The sequence below is a fragment of the Streptomyces sp. NBC_01217 genome, from assembly GCF_035994185.1.
In the GTDB taxonomy this organism is placed as follows: domain Bacteria; phylum Actinomycetota; class Actinomycetes; order Streptomycetales; family Streptomycetaceae; genus Streptomyces.
Genome location: NZ_CP108538.1, coordinates 1,280,258 through 1,299,917, shown reverse-complemented (window position 1 = coordinate 1,299,917; position 19,660 = coordinate 1,280,258). Strand labels below are relative to the sequence as shown.

General features: G+C 70.0%; 15 protein-coding genes. 6 read left to right on the top strand and 9 right to left on the bottom strand.

Going from position 1 to position 19,660, the window contains the following annotated elements; genetic code table 11:
• Positions 1-42 precede the first annotated feature (42 nt).
• Together OG507_RS05460 and OG507_RS05455 are read right to left on the bottom strand one after the other, a co-directional pair.
• Positions 43-1,824 carry an ABC transporter ATP-binding protein gene (locus tag OG507_RS05460; RefSeq protein WP_327365984.1) on the bottom strand — a complete coding sequence of 594 codons (1,782 nt, stop codon included), beginning with the start codon at positions 1,822-1,824 and terminating at the stop codon, positions 43-45.
• Positions 1,821-3,716: an ABC transporter ATP-binding protein gene (locus OG507_RS05455; protein ID WP_327365983.1), complete on the bottom strand. Its 1,896-nt coding sequence runs from the start codon at positions 3,714-3,716 to the stop codon at positions 1,821-1,823. The genes OG507_RS05460 and OG507_RS05455 overlap by 4 nt, the downstream gene beginning before the upstream one ends.
• A gap of 418 nt (positions 3,717-4,134) precedes the next feature.
• Here OG507_RS05455 and OG507_RS05450 point away from each other — a divergent pair, with 418 nt between their 5' ends.
• The 3 genes from OG507_RS05450 to OG507_RS05440 all read left to right on the top strand — a co-directional run bounded on the left by OG507_RS05450 (position 4,135) and on the right by OG507_RS05440 (position 6,870).
• Positions 4,135-4,602: a molybdopterin-dependent oxidoreductase gene (locus tag OG507_RS05450; RefSeq protein ID WP_327371873.1), complete on the top strand. Its 468-nt coding sequence runs from the start codon at positions 4,135-4,137 to the stop codon at positions 4,600-4,602.
• A gap of 61 nt (positions 4,603-4,663) precedes the next feature.
• Positions 4,664-5,617: a LysR family transcriptional regulator gene (locus tag OG507_RS05445; RefSeq protein ID WP_327365982.1), complete on the top strand. Its 954-nt coding sequence runs from the start codon at positions 4,664-4,666 to the stop codon at positions 5,615-5,617.
• An 89-nt stretch (positions 5,618-5,706) separates the two neighbouring features.
• On the top strand, positions 5,707-6,870 hold the full coding sequence (locus tag OG507_RS05440) for an NAD-dependent formate dehydrogenase (protein WP_327365981.1): 1,164 nt from the start codon (positions 5,707-5,709) through the stop codon (positions 6,868-6,870).
• Positions 6,871-6,980: 110 nt separating this feature from the next.
• Here OG507_RS05440 and OG507_RS05435 read toward each other — a convergent pair whose 3' ends face one another.
• A complete protein-coding gene (locus OG507_RS05435) occupies positions 6,981-9,932 on the bottom strand; it encodes an FAD-binding and (Fe-S)-binding domain-containing protein (protein WP_327365980.1) in 2,952 nt (983 codons plus the stop codon).
• A 133-nt stretch (positions 9,933-10,065) separates the two neighbouring features.
• The gene (locus OG507_RS05430; RefSeq protein ID WP_093893433.1) at positions 10,066-10,509 is read right to left on the bottom strand and encodes a MarR family winged helix-turn-helix transcriptional regulator; all 444 of its coding nucleotides are present in this window, start codon (positions 10,507-10,509) and stop codon (positions 10,066-10,068) included.
• 127 nt (positions 10,510-10,636) lie between these two features.
• On the opposite strand from OG507_RS05430, the gene OG507_RS05425 reads away from it, so the two are divergent.
• Both OG507_RS05425 and mltG read left to right on the top strand, forming a co-directional pair.
• Positions 10,637-12,442: an ABC transporter ATP-binding protein gene (locus tag OG507_RS05425; RefSeq protein ID WP_327365979.1), complete on the top strand. Its 1,806-nt coding sequence runs from the start codon at positions 10,637-10,639 to the stop codon at positions 12,440-12,442.
• Between the two features lie 387 nt (positions 12,443-12,829).
• A complete protein-coding gene (gene mltG / locus OG507_RS05420) occupies positions 12,830-13,678 on the top strand; it encodes an endolytic transglycosylase MltG (RefSeq protein WP_327365978.1) in 849 nt (282 codons plus the stop codon).
• A gap of 12 nt (positions 13,679-13,690) precedes the next feature.
• Here mltG and OG507_RS05415 read toward each other — a convergent pair whose 3' ends face one another.
• The 5 genes from OG507_RS05415 to OG507_RS05395 all read right to left on the bottom strand — a co-directional run bounded on the left by OG507_RS05415 (position 13,691) and on the right by OG507_RS05395 (position 18,904).
• Positions 13,691-14,845 carry an NAD(P)-binding domain-containing protein gene (locus OG507_RS05415; protein WP_327365977.1) on the bottom strand — a complete coding sequence of 385 codons (1,155 nt, stop codon included), beginning with the start codon at positions 14,843-14,845 and terminating at the stop codon, positions 13,691-13,693.
• A gap of 111 nt (positions 14,846-14,956) precedes the next feature.
• Positions 14,957-16,165 (bottom strand): LLM class flavin-dependent oxidoreductase, encoded by a 1,209-nt coding sequence (locus tag OG507_RS05410; RefSeq protein ID WP_327365976.1) that lies wholly within the window; start codon positions 16,163-16,165, stop codon positions 14,957-14,959.
• Positions 16,162-17,190, bottom strand: coding sequence for an ABC transporter substrate-binding protein (locus OG507_RS05405; RefSeq protein WP_327365975.1), 1,029 nt, complete (start codon positions 17,188-17,190; stop codon positions 16,162-16,164). The genes OG507_RS05410 and OG507_RS05405 overlap by 4 nt, the downstream gene beginning before the upstream one ends.
• 110 nt (positions 17,191-17,300) lie before the next feature.
• Complete coding sequence (locus tag OG507_RS05400; RefSeq protein WP_327365974.1) at positions 17,301-18,071, bottom strand: ABC transporter ATP-binding protein; 771 nt, start codon at positions 18,069-18,071, stop codon at positions 17,301-17,303.
• Entirely contained in the window at positions 18,044-18,904 is an 861-nt protein-coding gene (locus OG507_RS05395) for an ABC transporter permease (RefSeq protein ID WP_442811089.1), read from the bottom strand. The genes OG507_RS05400 and OG507_RS05395 overlap by 28 nt, the downstream gene beginning before the upstream one ends.
• On the opposite strand from OG507_RS05395, the gene OG507_RS05390 reads away from it, so the two are divergent.
• Positions 18,881-19,648, top strand: coding sequence for an SDR family NAD(P)-dependent oxidoreductase (locus OG507_RS05390; RefSeq protein WP_327365973.1), 768 nt, complete (start codon positions 18,881-18,883; stop codon positions 19,646-19,648). The two genes, OG507_RS05395 and OG507_RS05390, sit on opposite strands and share 24 nt — an antisense overlap.
• Positions 19,649-19,660 lie beyond the last annotated feature (12 nt).

Below are 19,660 nucleotides of genomic sequence, written 5' to 3'. Positions count from 1 at the left end.
AACCCGCTCCGGTCCCCGGGACTCCGGCCCCCGGCAGACTGCTCAGCCGTGCCAGGACCGCCACAGCGCCGCATAGGCGCCGTCCGCCGCCACCAGCTCGTCATGGCTGCCCAGCTCGCTGATCCGGCCGCTCTCGACCACCGCGATCACATCCGCGTCGTGAGCGGTGTGCAGCCGGTGGGCGATCGCCACGACCGTACGGCCGTCCAGCACCCGGGCCAGCGAGCGCTCCAGGTGCCGGGCGGCCCGCGGGTCCAGCAGCGATGTCGCCTCGTCCAGCACCAGCGTGTGCGGATCGGCCAGGACGAGCCGGGCCAGCGCGATCTGCTGGGCCTGGGCGGGTGTCAGTGCCAGGCCGCCGGAGCCGACCTCGGAGTCCAGCCCCCCGTCCAGCGCCCTCGCCCAGCCGTCCGCGTCTACCGCCGCGAGCGACGCCCACAGCTCGGCGTCGTCGGCGCCGGTCCGGGCCAGCAGGAGGTTGTCCCGCAGCGAACCGACGAACACATGGTGCTCCTGGTTGACCAGCGCCACATGCGTGCGTACGCGCTCTGCCTTCATGCGCGACAACTCCGCGCCACCGAGCGTGACTTCACCCGTGCGCGGGGCGTAGATCCCGGCCAGCAGCCGGCCCAGAGTGGACTTGCCCGCGCCGGACGGCCCGACCAGGGCCAGGCGCGTACCCGGTGCGACGTCCAACGACACCTTGTGCAGGACGTCCAGCCCGGCGCGGTAGCCGAAGTGCACTTCGTCGGCCCGGACATCGCGGCCGTCCGGGACGACCTCCGCATCGCCCGCGTCCGGTTCGATGTCCCGGACGCCCACCAGCCGCGCCAGCGACACCTGAGCGACCTGCAACTCGTCGTACCAGCGCAGGATCAGGCCGAGCGGGTCGACCATCATCTGCGCCAGCAGCGCACCCGTCGTCAGCTGCCCCACGGTCAGCCAGCCCTCGATCACGAACCAGCCGCCGAGCATCAGCACCGCGCCCAGAATCGTCACATAGGTGACATTGATGACGGGGAAGAGCACGGAACGCAGGAAGAGCGTGTAACGCTCCCACGCCGTCCACTCCTTGATCCGCCGGTCCGACAGAGCCACCCGGCGCGCACCCAGGCGGTGGGCCTCCACGGTCCGTCCGGCATCCACGGTCTCCGCGAGCATCGCCGCGACAGCGGCGTATCCGGCGGCCTCCGAACGGTACGCGGACGGCGCCCTCCTGAAGTACCAGCGGCAGCCGAGGATCAGTACGGGCAGGGCGACCAGGACCGAGAGCGCCAGCGGCGGAGCCGTCACGGCGAGCGCGGCCATCAGCAGCCCCGCCCACACCACGCCGATCGCCAGCTGCGGCACGGCTTCACGCATCGCGTTGGCCAGCCGGTCGATGTCCGTGGTGATCCTGGAGAGCAGATCACCGGTCCCGGCCCGCTCCAGCACACCAGGCGGCAGCCCGACCGAGCGTACGAGGAAGTCCTCGCGCAGATCGGCCAGCATCTCCTCACCGAGCATCGCGCTGCGCAGGCGCATCATCCGGGTGAACACGGTCTGCACGATCAGCGCGAGCGCGAACACCCCCGCGGTGCGCTCCAGATGGAGGTCGGTGACACCGTCGGAGAGGTCCTCGACCAGCCCGCCCAGCAGATACGGGCCGACGATCGAGGCGATCACCGCGACGGCGTTGAACGCGATGAGCACGGCGAACGGCCCGCGGTGGCGCCGCAGCAGCTCCCGTACATAGCTCCGTACGGTGGTGGGGGTGCCGACCGGAAGGGTCGTGGCCGACTCCGGTGCGGCCGGGTCGTACGCCGGTTCTGCGACGCCGATCATGCCCGTTCCTCGACTTCCTCGATCGTGTTGATCCTCTTGACCACGTCCCCATGGGTCAGGGCCGCGATCTCGTCGTCCGTCTCACGCGTCACGACCGCCCGGTAGCGGGGGACCGTGTGCAGGAGCTCACGGTGGGTGCCGACCGCGACGACGGTGCCCCGGTGCACCAGCACCACCCGGTCCGCTAGGTCCAGCAGCAGCGGTGACGAGGCGAACGCCACGGTCGTACGGCCCTGGCGCAGTTCCTTGATTCCGGCGGCGACCCGGGCCTCCGTGTGCGAGTCGACGGCGGAGGTCGGCTCGTCCAGAACCAGCGCCTCCGGGTCGGTCACCAATGAGCGGGCAAGCGCGAGCCGCTGGCGCTGACCGCCCGAGAGCGACCGGCCGCGTTCGGTGATGCGGGTCGTCATCGGATCGGCGTCCGTGGCGACGGACGCCTGCGCCAGGGAGTCCAGCACATCGCCGCACTGGGCGGCCGACAGCGCTTCCTCGGCGCTCACCCGGCCGGACGACGGCACGTCGAGCAGCTCGCGCAGCGTGCCGGAGAGCAGGACCGGGTCCTTGTCCTGGACCAGTACGACGGTCCGGGCGGAGTCCAGCGGGAGTTCGTCCAGCGGTACGCCACCGAGCAGGACGGACGGGGCCTTCCGCTCCGTCGTGCCGACGTCCGCGTCCTTGTGCTCGCGCTCCTGCTCGTGCACGTGCTCGTCCGATTCCGCGCCGGCATCCGATTCCGCGTCCGTGTGCGCATGGCCGCCGAGCCGCTCGGCCAGCCGCCCCGCCTCGTCCGGATCGCCGCAGACCACCGCGGTGAACAGACCGGCCGGGGCCATCAGCCCGGTTGCCGGGTCGTACAGATCGCCGGTCGCAGTGGCGTCGACGGTCGACGGCTGGGCCGTGCGGTGCAGCGACAGCACCCGGACCGCGCGCTGGGCGGAGGGCCGCGAGAAGGAGTACGCCATCGCGATCTCCTCGAAGTGGCGCAGCGGGAACAGCATCAGTGCGGCCGCGCTGTACACCGTGACCAGCTGGCCGACCTCGATCCGGCCGTCGCGGGCCAGAGTCGCCCCGTACACGACCAGCGAGATGAGCAGCATGCCCGGCAGCAGCACCTGGATCGCAGAGATCAGCGACCACATCCGCGCACTGCGCACCGCGGCCTTGCGGACCTCCTGCGAGGCACTGCGATAGCGGTCCAGGAACAGCTCCTCGCCGCCGATCCCGCGCAGGACCCGCAGTCCGGCGACGGTGTCCGAGGCCAGTTCGGTGGCCTTGCCCGCCTTCTCGCGCTGGCGGTCGGCGCGCCGCGTGGCCCGGGGGAGCAGCGGCAGCACGGCCAGGGCCAGCAGGGGCATGGAGAGAGCCACCAGGACGCCCAGCGACGGCATGTAGACGATGAGCCCCACGCAGATCAGTACGAGGGTGGCCGCGGCAGCCGCGAAGCGGGAGAGCGCCTCGACGAACCAGCCGATCTTCTCCACGTCACCCGTGGACACCGCGACGACCTCGCCCGCTGCGACTTGGCGGGTCAGCGCCGCGCCGAGCTCCGCGGTCTTACGGGCAAGGAGCTGCTGAACGCGCGCGGCGGCGGTGATCCAGTTGGTGACGGCGGTCCGGTGGAGCATGGTGTCGCCCACCGCGATCAGCACGCCCAGGGCGGCGATCAGGCCACCCGCCCACGCCAGGCGGCTGCCGGAACGGTCCACGACCGCCTGTACGGCAAGACCGACGGCAAGCGGCAGCCCGGCGAGGGAACACTGGTGCAACAGCCCCCAGGACATGGACTTGAGCTGGCCGCGCAGCTGATTGCGGCCGAGCCAGAACAAGAAGCGTGGGCCTGACCGGACATCGGGATCGCCGGGATCCGAGTACGGAAGATCGCGAATCTGCATGACGTCCCATGGTTCGGTGTGACGGTTTGTTCGGTGAATGACTCAAACCGTGCAAGGTTCGCCCCGGGACGCCCGTCGGGGCAATTGGTTTTCTCCACGAACGGTACGTATCGCGCCAAGGTCGCGATACGTCCGGGCAGGGCGTGGAGGGGACGCCGTGCTCCGGCCGGATGGCGTGCCCCTTGGCGGTCTGGGCGAGACCTGCCGTCCATTCGGTGACCCTTGCTTTTGCCAGCCAAAGACGAGGGATTCCGTATATCAGCGAGATGGAATGTTGTTCTTGGCTGGCAGATGAGGTTCTGCCGTGTGGTTGCCGGGCATGCCGTGAGTGGCGACTTTCATGCTGGTTTTCCAAGGAGGCGATCCGATGCCCCGTACAGGCGCAGCGCCCACCGGCGATCGGTGACTCGGCAAGTCCCTGCTCCTGCGGGGTGAGCCGGCGCGGCCGGTCCTGCTCACCGTGGCCGACTTGCGGGAGCGATGGGAACAGCACCGGGTCGACGTGGTCTTCAACTGCGCCAAGCGCGGGCCGCAGCGGCATACCTTCGAGGGTCCGCTGCTCCGTGAGGTCATCGCTGACGCCTGGCCCGCTGTGGGTCACCGGCGTCGTAAGGACCGGGCCCGATTTTTGGTCGCCGTCACCGGCGGTGACGGGCACCATACGGTGCTCTCGTGGGCGGAGATCGACGCCGATTTCGGCAACCTTCCCGTCCTCCTGGGCGCCGTGCTGGACGGGCGGAGTCTGGAGAGGGAAGGCAGCCAACTGGTGGTGCCTTCCGACTACTGCGGCGCCCGCTACGTCGGTGCGATCACCAGCGTGTGGGTCGGCGCCCACGCGATGCCCGAGGCCACCGCGCCCGCATCCGGCACGTCGCCGGAGGGATGACGGCAGTTGCGTCAGGGAAGAGCCCGTCCGCAGGGAGTGGGCCACAGTGAGGGAGCAGGCGATGCTACGACAGCTGGAGTATCTGGTGGCGTTGGCCAGAGAGCGGCACTTCGGACGTGCCGCGGCCGCCTGTTTCGTCTCGCAGCCCTCGCTGTCGGCGGCCATACGCAAGCTGGAACATGAACTGGATGTTCCTATAGCGCGGCGGGGCCGCCGGTTCGAGGGGCTGACACCGGAAGGAGAGCGGGTGCTGCTGTGGGCGCACCGTGTCCTGGCGGAGCGGGACGCGTTGCGGCAGGAGCTGTCAGCGGCGCGGGGCGGCTTGGCGGGCACGCTGCGGATGGGAGCCATACCCACCGCTCTGACCGTCGCTCCGCTGCTGACCACCCCGTTCCTGGACCGGCACCCTCGGGCACGGATCTCGCTCGAATCGCTTTCCTCACGCGACATCAATCACCGGCTGGCGGAGTTCGAAGTCGACATCGCCCTGACCTACCTCGACGACGACAGCCTCGTTCACGTCCGCAAGGCACCTCTGTACGAGGAGCGATACCTGCTTCTGACCCCTCGCGGCGGCCCCATGGACGGCAAGGAGACCACCCGCTGGGGAGAGATCGCGGCACTGCCGTTGTGTCTGCTGTCACCGCAGATGCGCAACCGCCGCATCATGGACGAGTACTTCGCGGCGGACGGTGCGGGCGCGGTCGCTCCCGCCGTGGAGACCGACTCCGTCGCCGCGCTCTACGCGCATCTGACCGCAGGGCACTGGTCGAGCGTGATCTCTCACGCCTGGCTGCACATGTTCGGGGTCCCGGACGGTATGCGGGTCGTCCCCCTGGAGATCCCGGCGAACGGCCAGCGCGTCGGGCTCGTCATCGCCGACCGGACTCCCGAACCCGCCCTGGCCAGGGAATTGCTGAGAACGGCGAGTGAGGCGGGCGTCCGTGAAGCCCTTGATCACCTGCTCGACCAGCATCTTCAGCAGCCGTATCGCCCGGATAGCGGAGTCCTATGACGGCATAGAAAGATTCATTTTGACCACCGGACGCCGACGCGAGGACTGTTGGGGCACCTTCCCGCACCAACGGATGAGGAGCCGCAGTCATGGCAAAGGTGCTGTGTGTGCTGTACGACGACCCCACCGACGGCTACCCGAAGTCCTACGCCCGCGATGATCTGCCCGAGATCGACCACTACCCGGGTGGCCAGAGCACCCCCACCCCCCAGGGCATCGACTTCACCCCCGGTCACCTCCTCGGCAGTGTCTCCGGTGAACTGGGCCTGCGGCACTTCCTGGAGTCCCGCGGCCACACCCTGGTGGTCACCTCGGACAAGGACGCCGCCGACTCGGTCTTCGACCAGGAACTGGCCGACGCCGACATCGTCATATCCCAGCCCTTCTGGCCGGCCTACCTGACCGCTGAACGCATCGCGAAGGCGAAGAACCTCAAGCTCGCCATCACCGCGGGCATCGGCTCCGATCATGTCGACCTCGACGCGGCCATCGCCAGGGGCATCACCGTCGCAGAGGTCACGTACTGCAACAGCATCAGCGTCGCCGAACACGTGGTCATGATGACCCTGTCCCTGGTACGCAACTACCTCCCCTCCCATCAGGTGGTCCTCGACGGCGGCTGGAACATCGCCGACTGCGTCGCCCGCTCCTACGATCTGGAAGGCATGCAGGTCGGCACCGTCGCGGCCGGCCGCATCGGCCTCGCCGTCCTGCGTCGCCTCGCCCCCTTCGATGTCGGCCTCCACTACACCGACCGCCACCGGCTCCCCGCCGCCGTCGAGCAGGAACTGGGTCTCACCTGGCACGAGAGCGCAGCCGAGATGGTTCCGCACTGCGACGTGGTGACCATCAACGCACCTCTCCACCCGGAGACCGAGGGACTCTTCGGCGACGAACTGCTTGCCACCATGAAGCGCGGCGCCTACCTCATCAACACGGCCCGCGCCAGGATCACCGACCCCGAAGCCATCGACCGCGCCCTGCGCAGCGGACAACTCGCCGGCTACGCGGGCGACGTCTGGTATCCCCAGCCCGCCTCCGCCGACCATCCCTGGCGGACCATGCCCCACCACGGCATGACCCCGCACATCTCCGGTACCTCCCTCTCCGCGCAGGCCCGATACGCCGCAGGCACCCGCGAGATCCTGGAGTCCTTCCTCTCCGGCAGCCCGCTGCGCGAGGAATACCGCATCGTCGACAAGGGCGCCCTCGCCGGTGCCGGCGCCCATTCCTACTCCGTCAGCGCCGGCTGACGGACAAGCCAATGGCGGTCCCGGCCCACGGGCCGGACCGCCGCGTCAACCCCGGCCCTCGGCTCGCGTACCTGCGCCCCGACCCTCCGGTCTGCCGGGCGGTCCGGTGATCAGCGCACCACGGGGCCCGGGCGGGTGGCGCGCTCCAACTCGATCAGTGCCGAGTAGTACGACCGCCCCGTGGCCCGGTCCATGCCGATCTCGCACATCCGGTTGGCCGAGAGATACGCGTCGTACTCCCGCGCGTCGACCTCGGCGGCCTCCTTCGCCGTCGCGGAGGCCGTCAGCTCCTTGTGCAGCATGCCGCGGTCGCCCGCGAAGGCGCAGCACCCGGCGTCGTCAGGGATCACGACCTCCTCCGCACAGGCTTCGGCGACCGTACGCAGCTGTGCCACGTCGTCCAGATGCTGCATGGAACAGGTCGGATGCAGGACCGCCGAACCGATGCGGCGGAGCACCGTCAGCTCTGGAAGGAGCTCGTCGGCCGCCCAGACCAGGGAATCGACAATGGTCAGCTCGCGGTGCAACGCGCGGTTGTCATCGGTGAGATACGGGACCACCTCGTGGGCGATGCCCAGCGTGCACGACGAGGCGTCGACGACGAGCGGCAGCTTTCCGCCGGCCGTCCAGCCCCAGGCCGCTTCCACGATGCGGTTGGCCATCACGGCATTGCCCTCGTCGTACCCCTTGGAGTGCCAGATCGTCGCGCAGCAGGTCCCCGCGACATCGTCCGGGATCCATACCGGCTTTCCGGCGCGGGCGGACACGGCGACGACAGCCTGCGGCAGCGACGGGCCGCGATGGCCCTCGGGGCCGCCGAAGATACGGTTCACACACGCCGGGTAGTAGACGGCGCTCGCCCCGGCACGGGAGGTACGCGTCAGCTTCCGCGCGGCGGCGCCGGGGATCTCGGGCAGCCACTCGGGCACCAGATCGGGGCGTACGGCCCTGCGGGCGAGCCCGGTGAGCCTCTCCAGTGGTCCGTCACCGATCCGGTCACCGATGCGGTCGGCCGCGGCGACCGCGAGCCGCGCCGCCGCCTCCACCGCCTTGAAGTTCTTCGCGGTGAGCGCCGCGATCCGCTCCTCGCGCGGCGAGTGCCGCTGGTGACGGAAGTCCTTCATCATGGCGCCGGTGTCGATGCCGACCGGGCAGGCGAGCTTGCAGGTCGAATCGCCCGCGCAGGTGTCGACGGCGTCATAGCCGTACGCGTCGAGCAGCTGCACCTCCACCGGTGAACCGCCCTGCTGACGCATCATCTCCCTGCGCAGCACGATCCGTTGACGCGGCGAGGTGGTCAGGTCATGGCTGGGGCAGGTGGGTTCGCAGAAGCCGCACTCGATGCAGGGGTCGGCCACCGGCTCGACCTCGGGGATGGTCTTCAGCCCGCGCAGATGGGCCCTCGGGTCGCGGTCGAGGACGATCCGGGGCGCCAGTACGCCGTCGGGGTCGATGATCTGCTTCGTGCGCCACATCAGCTCGGTCGCCTTCGGGCCCCACTCCAGCTCCAGGAAGGGCGCGATATTGCGTCCTGTGGCGTGCTCCGCCTTCAAGGAGCCGTCGAAGCGCTCCACCGTCAGCCGGCAGAAGTCCTCCATGAACGCGGCGTAGCGGTCGACGTCGGACGCCTTCGCCGCGTCGAAGGCGAGCAGGAAGTGCAGATTGCCGTGGGCCGCGTGGCCGGCGACGGCGGCGTCGAAGCCGTGCTCCGCCTGGAGTCCGAGCAGGGCCTCGCAGGCATCGGCCAGCCGGGAGGGCGGCACCGCGAAGTCCTCCGTGATCAGCGTCGTACCCGAGGGCCGGGAGCCGCCGACCGCCGTGACGAACGCCTTGCGGGCCTTCCAGTAGCCCCCGATGGCCTTGGCGTCACGCGTGAACTCATTGGTCACCGAGGCCACGGGTGCGACCAGGTCGAGCCCCTCGACCACGGCCGCCGCCGCCCGCTCGTACGCCTCCTGGACCGCCTCGTCCGGAGCCCGGAACTCCACCAGCAGCGCCGCGGTCTCCTTGGGCAGCCCGGCCCAGTCCGCTGGAACTCCTTGGACGCTCACCGACGCGCGCAGCGTGTTGCCGTCCATCAGCTCCACCGCGATCGCCCCGGCCTCGTTGAAGCGCGGCACGGCGGCCGCCGCCGCGGTCAGCGAGGGGAAGAACAGCAGGGCGCTGGAGACGCGGCGGTCCAGCGGCAGCGTGTCGAACACGACCTCGGAGATGAAGCCGAAGGTGCCCTCGGAGCCGACCATCAGACCGCGCAGGATCTCCACGGGCGTCGAGCCGTCCAGGAAGGCGTCGAGCCGGTAGCCGTTGGTGTTCTTGATCTCGTACTTGGCGCGGATCCGGGCCGTGAGTCCGGCGTCCGCCTCGATCTCCGCCTTCAGCGCCAGCAGCCCCTCGCACAGCCTCGGCTCGGCATGGGCGAGATCCTCGTCCGCCGCGGGGTCGCCCGTGTCGACGACCGTGCCGCTCGGCAGCACGAAGGTGAGGGAGGAGACGGTGCGGTACGAATTACGGGTCGTTCCCGCGGTCATTCCGGAGGCGTTGTTGGCGACGACCCCGCCGATCGTGCAGGCGATGGCGCTGGCCGGGTCTGGCCCCAGCAGCCGGCCGTGCCGGGCGAGGGTGGCGTTGGCGCGCATGACCGTGGTCCCGGGGCGGATGCGGGCCTGCGCGCCGCCGTCCAGGACCTCGATGCCCGCCCAGTGGTGGCGGACGTCGACCAGGATGTCCTCGCCCTGGGCCTGGCCGTTCAGACTCGTCCCGGCCGCCCGGAAGACGACATCGCGGCCCTTGCCGTGCGCGTACGACAGGATCGCCGAGATGTCGTCGATGTCCTCGGGGACCACGACGACCTGGGGGACGAACCGGTAGGGACTGGCGTCGGAGGCGTACTTCACCAGGTCGGAGACCTTCCACAGCACCTTCTTCGGCCCGAGCAGGGCGGTCAGCTCGCCGCGCAGCGGTTCGGGCGTGCCCGGAGCCTGCCGGTCGGGGACCCGGTCCTGGGACGGAGTGCGCACCGCACCTGGGCGGAGTGCTTCCGGCTTCGGCTCCAGCAGCGGCATGTCGAGCGCTCCTCGGCGATTCGGTTCGGTCCTGTTCGGTCCGGTCCGGTCCGGTCCTGTTCGGTCCGGTCTGGTTCGGTCCGGAGACGGCACGCACGCAGCACCCGTCGGGTGTACGCGCATCCGCACGGGTTCAGCAGCGGCGCTCCGGCATTCCGTTGACCAGGGCGGACAACAGCCCGCCGAGCACCTCGCGCTGATCGGCGGTCAATGGAGCCAGGATCTCCTCTGCGGCGGCCCGGCGCGCGTCGCGCAGCGACCGGAGGGTGGCGAGGCCCTCCTCGGTGATCTCGATCCGGACCACCCGGCGGCTGTCCGGATCGGGGGTGCGACGTACCCGGCCGCTCGCCTCCAGGCCGTCGACCAGGCTCGTCACGGCGCGCGGGACGACGTCCAGGCGCTGCGCGAGATCCGCCATCCGGGGCGGACCGTCGTAATGCGCCACGGTGCGGAGCAGCCGGAACTGTGCGGGAGTGATACCGATCGGCTCCAGCTGGCGGCTCTGAATCCGCTGGAGCCTGCGGGTCACCCGCAGCAACTGTTCGGCGAGCACGCCATCGGCGTCGGAGGAGTCCATGCGGGAACAATATCAGGACCTGGTTCATTGTGAGCATAGGTAACAATGAGCTATGCTCCCAAAAGTTTGACTCCCCGGCCGAATCACCCGGCCGAGTCCCGCAGCCGCACGCCTGACGAAGGAGCCCATGAAACCCGAAGAAATCACCTGGACACCCCCGCCCCGGGACGGCAGCCGCCCGCCCGCCGAGCTGCGCCGCATCCTGCGCCTCTTCCACCCCTACCGAGGCCGGCTCGCCCTGGTCGGGCTGCTCGTCGGCGCCTCGTCGCTGGTGTCGGTCGCCTCGCCGTTCCTGCTGCGCGAGATCCTGGACACCGCCATCCCCCAGGGGCGTACGGGGCTGCTGTCGCTGCTCGCCCTAGGCATGATCGCCACGGCGGTGATCAACAGCATCTTCGGCGTCCTGCAGACCCTGATCTCCACCACGGTCGGCCAGCGCGTCATGCACGACCTGCGCACCGCGGTCTACGCCCAGCTCCAGCGGATGCCGCTCGCCTTCTTCACCAGGACCCGCACCGGCGAGGTGCAGTCCCGCATCGCCAATGACATCGGCGGCATGCAGGCGACCGTCACCTCCACCGCGACGTCGCTGGTCTCCAATCTCACCGCGGTCGTCGCCACGGTCGTCGCCATGCTGGCGCTCGACTGGCGGCTCACCCTGGTCTCGCTCCTCCTGCTGCCGGTCTTCGTCTGGATCAGCCGCAAGGTCGGCCGTGAGCGCAAGAGGATCACCACCCGGCGCCAGAAGCAGATGGCCGCCATGGCGGCCACGGTCACCGAGTCGCTCTCCGTCAGCGGCATCCTGCTCGGCCGGACGATGGGCCGCGCGGACTCCCTCACCAAGGGCTTCGCCGAGGAGTCCGAGAAGCTGGTCGACCTCGAAGTGCGCTCCAGCATGGCCGGGCGGTGGCGGATGTCGACGATCGGCATCGTCATGGCCGCCATGCCCGCCGTCATCTACTGGGCGGCAGGCCTGGCCCTGCAGTCCGGCGGCCCCGCCGTCTCCATCGGCACGCTCGTCGCCTTCGTCTCGCTCCAGCAGGGCCTCTTCCGGCCCGCCGTGAGCCTGCTCTCCACCGGGGTGCAGATGCAGACGTCCCTCGCGCTCTTCCAGCGGATCTTCGAGTACCTCGATCTGAAGGTGGACATCACCGAGCCCGAGAACCCCGTCCGGCTGGAGAAGATCCACGGCGAGATCCGCTTCGAGGACGTCGACTTCAGTTACGACGAGAAGAGCGGCCCGACCCTCAGCGGCATCGATGTGACCGTGCCGGCCGGCGGCAGCCTGGCCGTCGTCGGACCCACCGGCTCCGGGAAGTCCACACTCAGCTATCTGGTGCCCAGGCTCTACGACGTCACGGGAGGCCGAGTCACGCTCGACGGCGTCGACGTACGCGATCTGGACTTCGACACCCTGGCACGGGCCGTCGGAGTGGTCTCCCAGGAGACCTACCTCTTCCACGCCTCGGTCGCCGACAACCTCCGCTTCGCCAAGCCGGATGCCACCGACGCCGAGATCGAGGCCGCCGCCCGTGCGGCGCAGATCCACGACCACATCGCCTCCCTGCCCGACGGCTACGACACCCTCGTCGGTGAGCGCGGCTACCGCTTCTCGGGCGGCGAGAAACAACGCCTCGCCATCGCCCGTACGATCCTGCGCGACCCACCCGTCCTGGTGCTCGACGAGGCGACGAGCGCCCTCGACACCCGTACGGAATTCGCCGTTCAGAAGGCGATCGACGCGCTCTCGGCGGGCCGCACCACCATCACCATCGCGCACCGGCTCTCCACCGTCCGCGACGCCGACCAGATCGTCGTCCTGGACGGCGGCCGCACCGCCGAGCGCGGCAGCCACGACGACCTCCTCCAGCGGGACGGCCGCTATGCCGCCCTGCTCCGTCGGGACGGCCAACTGACCCCAGCGGCGAACTGACCGTGGGCGGGGTTCGGCGAGCCGCTGTCGAGGTCGTATACGCGGCGACGCCGCCGCTCCCGTGGGACGGGGAGCGACGGCGCCGTGCGAAGCGGTGGTCAGACGAGCCAACCCACGAAGTGGACGATGCCGGCGAGCAGGTTGGTGATGAGGTTCATCCGGTGTTTCTCCTTGTGCGTGGTGCATATGTGGGACTGCGCAGTCGCGGTCTGCAGCCCGTCGCTTGCGCCCCGTAATCATCATCCGGCGCAGGGGAGTTGAGCAATGAACAGCGAAACGATCACGCGTTCCAGCGAACATCCGATCCCCTGTTCGTGTGTTCTGGCATCGGAGTGGGGCCTCGTGTCGTCAAGGTGGGGGCTCCATATGGCGGGATAGCGTGCCCGCATGGTGAACGAGCTCCCGGGCACCCTGCCCCGTCGCCCTGTCCGCCCGACCCGGCGCGGCCGTCTGGTGCTGTTGATCGGCGCCGTTCTCGTGCTCGCTCTGGCAGTGGCCGTCCTCGTACCGCTGCTGACACGGAGGCCGGTGGCCGAGCGGGCCCGCCCCCTGGTGATCCCCGAAGGATGGCGGACGTCCCAGGTGTACGCCGCAGTCGACAGGACGCTGGCCATCTCACCCGGCACCACCGAAAAAACCGCAGCCACGGCGGATCTTCCGCTCCCGGCCGAGGCGAAGGGTAATCACGAGGGCTACCTCTTCCCGGCGACGTACCCCATCACCTCCCACACCACCCCGCAGAGCCTGCTCAGGTACATGGTCGACACGGCGGTCAAGCGGTTCGGCACGGACCACATCACCGCAGGCGCGCAGCGCCACGGCGTCACGGTGTACCAGACGGTGACGATCGCGAGCATCGTGCAGGCCGAGGCGGACACCGAGAGCGACATGGGCAAGGTCGCCAGGGTCATCTACAACCGGCTCGACCGGGGCATGCCGCTCCAGATGGACTCCGCGCTCAACTACGCGCTGAACCGCAGCACTCTGGACACCACCACCAGTGACACGAAGATCGACAGCCCGTACAACATCTATGAGCACCAGGGACTGCCGCCCACGCCCATCGGGAACCCGGGGGAGCAGGCAATGACGGCGGCGATCACGCCCATGCCCGGACCGTGGCTGTACTTCGTCACGGTCGCGCCCGGGGACACCCGCTTCACCGCCGACTACGCGGAACAGCAGAGAAACGTGGAGGAGTTCAACCGCAACCGCCGCAGCGCATCCGGCGGCTGAGGACCCGCACCGTCACACCAGGACAGACGCGAACTCCCCGTCCGGATCCGACTCCGTCCCCGTCTCATGCTCCGTCTCCGTCCGCTCCCCGCTCCCGTCCAGCAGCCGTGTGATCGCCCGCACCGCCGCCCGCCCCGCCCGGTTGGCGCCGATCGTGCTGGCGGACGGGCCGTAGCCGACGAGATGGATGCGCTCGTCCCGTACCGCCTGCGTGCCCTCGACCCGGATTCCGCCGCCCGGCTCGCGCAGTCTCAGCGGTGCCAGATGGTCGATGGCGGCCCGGAACCCGGTCGCCCAGAGGATGACGTCCGCCTCGACGGTCCGGCCGTCGTCCCAGGCCACGCCGGTCGGCGTGATGCGGTCGAACATCGGCAGCCGGTCGAGCACGCCTTCCTCGCGGGCGCGCCGGATCGCATCGGTGAGCGGCAGTCCGGTCACGCTCACCACACTCTGCGGCGGCAGCCCGCGCCGCACCCGCTCCTCCACCATCGCCACGGCGGCCCGCCCCTGGTCCGTGCCGAACGGCCCCTCCCGGAACACCGGCGGCCGGCGCGTCACCCAGTACGTCTCCGCCGCCACCTCGGCGATCTCCATCAGATGCTGCGTACCGGAGGCGCCGCCGCCGACCACCACCACTCGCTGCCCGGCGAACTCGGCCGGCCCCGGGTACTTCGCGGTGTGCAGCTGCCGCCCCCGGAAGGTCTCCTGGCCCGGGTAACGCGGCCAGAACGGCCGGTCCCAGGTGCCCGTGGCGTTGATCAGAGCGCGGGCGGCGTACGTACCCTCGGACGTCTCGACGAGGAGCCGTCCGCCGTCGCCCTCACGCACGGCGCTCACGTCGACCGGCCGGTGGACGCGCAGGCCGAAGGTGCGCTCGTACGTCTCGAAGTACTCGCCGATCACCTCGGAGGAGGGCCGGCTGTCATCGGCTCCGGTGAGTTCCATGCCGGGCAGCGCGTGCATGCCGTGGACCTTGCCGTACGTCAGCGAGGGCCAGCGGAACTGCCAGGCGCCACCGGGGTGCGGGGCATGGTCGAGCACGACGAAGTCACGGTCTGGCTCCAGCCCGGTGCGCCGCAGGTGATAGGCGCCGGACAGTCCTGCCTGTCCGGCGCCTATCACGACGACATCGACCGTGCGCGCTGCGGCCACCCCGAAGTTGTTCACGCTTCTACCAACTTCTTCGGGGGTGAGGATCTTCCCGCGATCTGTCGCGATTCCCCTCACACCGGCGGACGGACCGGCACGGCCTTCCGGCTCACCGCCGCACCGCCTCGCTCAGCGGCCCCCGGCGATCAGCAGCGGAGCACCGCCCGGCGCGGACGCCGGCCGGCCGTTCACCGCAGGCACCCCGAGCAACGGCGACGCAGGCACGGTCGACAGCAGACCACGCGCCGCCAGCTCGGGCGTCACCCCCTCACCGAACCAGTACGCCTCCTCAAGGTGCGGGTATCCGGACAGCACGAAGTGCTCCACACCCAGGTCGTGGTACTCCTCGATCCGGTCGGCGACCTCCGCATGGCTCCCGACCAGCGCGGTGCCCGCACCGCCTCGCACGAGACCGACGCCCGCCCACAGATTCGGCGCGATCTCCAGCCTGTCGCGCGAACCGCCGTGCAGCGCCAGCATCCGTTGCTGCCCCACCGACTCGCTCCGCCCCAGCGCCTGCTGAGCGGCAGCGACCGTCTCGGCATCGAGATCGCCCAGCAGTCGGTCGGCCGTCCCCCACGCCTCCCGCGACGAGTCGCGGGAAATGGTGTGCAGCCGGATGCCGAAGCGGACCGTACGACCCCGCTCCTCCGCCAGCCCGCGGATCCAGTCGATCTTCTCCTTCACGGCGGCCGGTGGCTCGCCCCAGGTCAGATGGACATCGGCGTGCACGGCGGCCACCGGCCCGGCCGCCGCCGACGACCCGCCGAAGAAGATGTCCGGCAGCGGGTCCGGCGGCAGCGCGGTCAGCCCGCCCTCCACCTGGTGGTGCTCGCCGTCGAAGTCGTACGGCCGCCCGCTCCACGCACCCCGTACCACCGAGAGGAACTCGGCGGTCCGCGCATAGCGCCGGTCATGGTCCAGATGGTCCCCGAAGCGCCGCTGCTCCGTGGAGTCGCCGCCCGTCACCACATTGAGCAGCAGCCGCCCCCGGGTGATCCGCTGATACGTCGCGGTCATCTGCGCGGCGAGCACCGGCGAGATCACGCCGGGCCGGAACGCCACGAGGAACTTGAGCCGTTCGGTGTGCTGGGCCAGTGCCACGGTCGTCAGCCAGGCATCCTCGCACCAGGTCCCGGTGGGCGTCAGCACGGCCTCGAACCCCAGCTGCTCGGCGGCCTTGGCGATCTGCGCCAGATACTCGATGTCGGGCGCGCGCACCCCGCTCACCGGAGTGATCCGGTCCCGCTTGATCCCGCCGTCGGTGTACGCGTGCCGGTCGACGAGCGTACGGCCGTCGCCGCCGGTGGGCAGGAACCAGTGCAGATGAACATTCATGACGAGGCCTTTCCGTACGAACGGGGAGCTGTGGAGGACGGGGGCAGATCGCGGTTGAAGCGGGTGTCGACGTATTCCTTGAAGGTGAAGCGCCGCGGGATGAGCTTCAGATCGGCGAAGGTGTCGGCGATCGCCTGCTCGGAGGCGATCGCGGCAGGATCGATGGCAACCGGCACCCGGGTCCCGTAACTGCGCTTGACCGCGTCGAGGGCCACCTCGTACGGCAGTCCGGTCTCCTTCGCCCAGACCTTCGCCCACGCCTCGGGGTGCTTGAACACCCAGTCCTGCGCCCGCTGCAGTCTGGCCAGCAGGTCACCGATGGCCTCGGCCTTCTTGGCGTCCTTGAGCGCGGAGGGCGAGGCCACCTGGAAGCTGAGGCCGTTCACGACGCCCTCACCGGTGGTCAGCACCCGGGCCTTCGTGGTGCGGAGCACCTGCGAGGTGTACGGATCCCAGATGGCCCAGGCATCGACCTTGCCCCGGCTGAACGCGGCCAGGGCATCGGCCGGCTGAAGGTAGTTCAGCTTCACGTCCGAGACACTGAGCCCCGCCTCCTTCAGCGAGGCAACCAGTTGGTAGTGGGCCGAGCTGCCCTGCGCCACCGCGATCGACTTCCCCCTGAGCTGCGCCGGATTCCGCAGCGGAGAGTCCTTCGGGACGACGAGCGCCTCGCCCGCGGACGAACCGTGGCTGGCGCCCACCACGACGACCTTGGAGTCGGAACCCGCGGCGAAGACCGGCGGGGTGTTGCCGACGCCCCCGATGTCCACGGCCTTGGCGTTGACCGCTTCGAGGAGAGGTGGTCCCGAGGTGAAGGTCGACCATTTGACCCGGTAGTCGAGATCGTCCAGTTCACCCGAGGCGCGCAGGATTGCCTCGTAACCCCCCTTCTGGTCACCGATGTTGAGCGTGACGCTGCCCTTCCCGTCGGTGTCGCCCGTGGTGGAGGCGGACGTGGCCCCGCCGCAGGCGGCCAGCAGCAGGGCGAGGGGGAGGAGCAGGGCGGGCAGGGTACGGCGTCTCATCGGTTTCTCTTTCCTCGGCGTCTCATCGGTTCTTCATCGGTCTTCTTGAATCAGGGCATGTCGTACATCGGTGATCGGTGATCGGTGATCGGTGATCGGCGGGCGGCTGGTCAGGCAGCCTCGGCGACCGGGACGGTGTTCCCGGCCCCCAGCTCGGTCAGCAGCCGGGAGCGCAACGCGGCGAACTCGGGGCTGCCCACGGCGCGCGGACGGTCCAGGGCGACGGGCGTCTCGTACGCGATCGCTCCGTCCCGCATCACCAGCGCGCGGTCGGCCAGCAGCAGCGCCTCGTCCACGTCATGGGTGACCAGCAGCACCGCGCAGCCACGCCGCTGCCAGAGCTCGGCAACCAGCTGCTGGGCCTTGATCCGGGTCAACGCGTCGAGCGCGCCGAACGGTTCGTCGAGCAGCAGCAGATCGGGCTCACGCACCAGCGCCCGGGCCAGGGATGCGCGCTGCGCCTCACCCCCGGAGAGCGTCTTGGGCCACGCCCCGGACCGCTCCGCCAGTCCGACCTCCGCCAACGCACGCTCGGCTACCGCCCGTTCGGGCTTTCCGGGCAGCCCCAGCAGTACGTTGCGCCAGACCCGCTTCCACGGCATCAGCCGAGGCGCCTGAAAGGCGACAGCGCGCCGCTTCGGTACGAGAACGGTCCCCTCGATCTCGCGGTCCAGCCCGGCCAGCACTCGCAGCAGGGTCGACTTCCCGCAGCCGCTCCGTCCCAGGAGCGCGGTGAACTCCCCGGCCCGCAGTGTGAGATCGAGCCCGTCGACGACGGTCCTTCCGTCGAAGGAGCGGATCAGCCCCTCGACCCGTACGGCGGTCTCGGGCCGGTCGGCCGGAGCGGGGGAGCTCACTGCCCCGTGAACGTCGGTCGCCATTGCGGCAGCAGCCTTTCGAGTATGCGGACGATGACGTCGGCGGCGAGGCCGAGGAAGGCGTAGACGACCAGACAGACGACGATGACGTCGGTACGGAAGAACTCCCGGGCCTGATTCATCAGGAAGCCGATCCCGGCATCGGCGTTGACGGACTCGCCGAAGACCAGCGCCAGCCATGCGGTGGCGAGCGAATAACGCAGCCCCGTCATCGCCCCGGGCAGCGCTCCCGGCAGCACCACATGCCGAATCAGTCCCCACCGGCCGAGACCCAACGACTCTCCGGCTTCGATGAGTTGGGCATCGACGCCGCGAATGCCCGCGTACACATTGAGATACAGATGAAAGGCCACACCGAGCGCGATGAGCGCCACCTTCGGCTCCTCACCGATCCCGAGCCAGATGATGAAGAGCGGGATGAGACCGACCCAGGGAACGGTGCGCAGCATCTGCACGCTCGCGTCCACAAGATCCTCGCCGAGCCGCGAGAGCCCGGAAACCAACGCGAGCGCGGTGCCGACGACACCCCCGAGCACCAGCCCCACGGCAACCCGCTGCAGCGAGATCCCCATGGCGGACGGCAGCGTGCCGTCCGCGATCAGATCCGCTCCGGCCCGGGCGATGGTGCCGGGCGATGCCAGCACGTCGGGGTGCAGGACCCCGGTGGCGCTGAGCACCTGCCACAGCACGAGCAGCAGCAGCGGCCCGATGGTACGACGGATCCAACGGGGAACCGCCCGCAGACGCACACCCCGGGCAGAGGCCGCGACCACCGGCTCCAGGCCGAGCGGCCGACGAACGGATGAAGCAGAATGTCTACTGAATTCGGGTGGCAGCTGGACAACAAGACCGCCCTGGTGACCGGCGCTTCTACCGGCATCGGTCTGGCCATCGCGCGCCGGTTCGCCGCTGAGGGAGCGACGGTCTACCTGACCGGCCGCCGCAAGGCCGAACTGGACACCGCCGTCGCGCAGGTCGGTGACCGGGGAATCGGCATCCAGGGTGACGTGTCGCGGCTCGACGACCTCGACCGGCTCTTCGCCGAGATCGAGGAGCGCAGCGGCCGCCTCGACATCGTCGTCGCCAACGCCGGCCTCGGGGACTACGGCCCTCTCGGCCAGATCACTGAGGAGGAGTACGAACGCACCACCTCCGTCAACCTCAAGGGCACGATCTTCACCATCCAAAAGGCCCTGCCTCTGCTGCCGGTCGGCGCCTCGGTGATTCTGCTCTCCTCCAGCGCGGCCCTGCGCGCCGCTCCGGGCCTCGGTGTCTACGCCGCTACCAAGGCCGCGATCCGCAGCCTTGCCCGCACGTGGGCCGCCGAACTGGCCGACCGTCGGATCCGGGTCAACGCCCTCACTCCCGGCCCCGTCGAGACCCCCGGCGGTGACGAACTGCGGGCCGCGTTCCCGCAGGACGACCAGTCCGCGGCGGCCGAGCCCGCCGCACCGACCCCGCTCGGTCGCGCCGGTCGCCCCGACGAGGTCGCCGCCACCGCCCTCTACCTGGCCGGAGACCAGAGCTCCTTCACCACCGGTGCGGAGCTGCTCGTCGACGGCGGCGCCACCCAGCTCTAGAGGCGGCCCGAG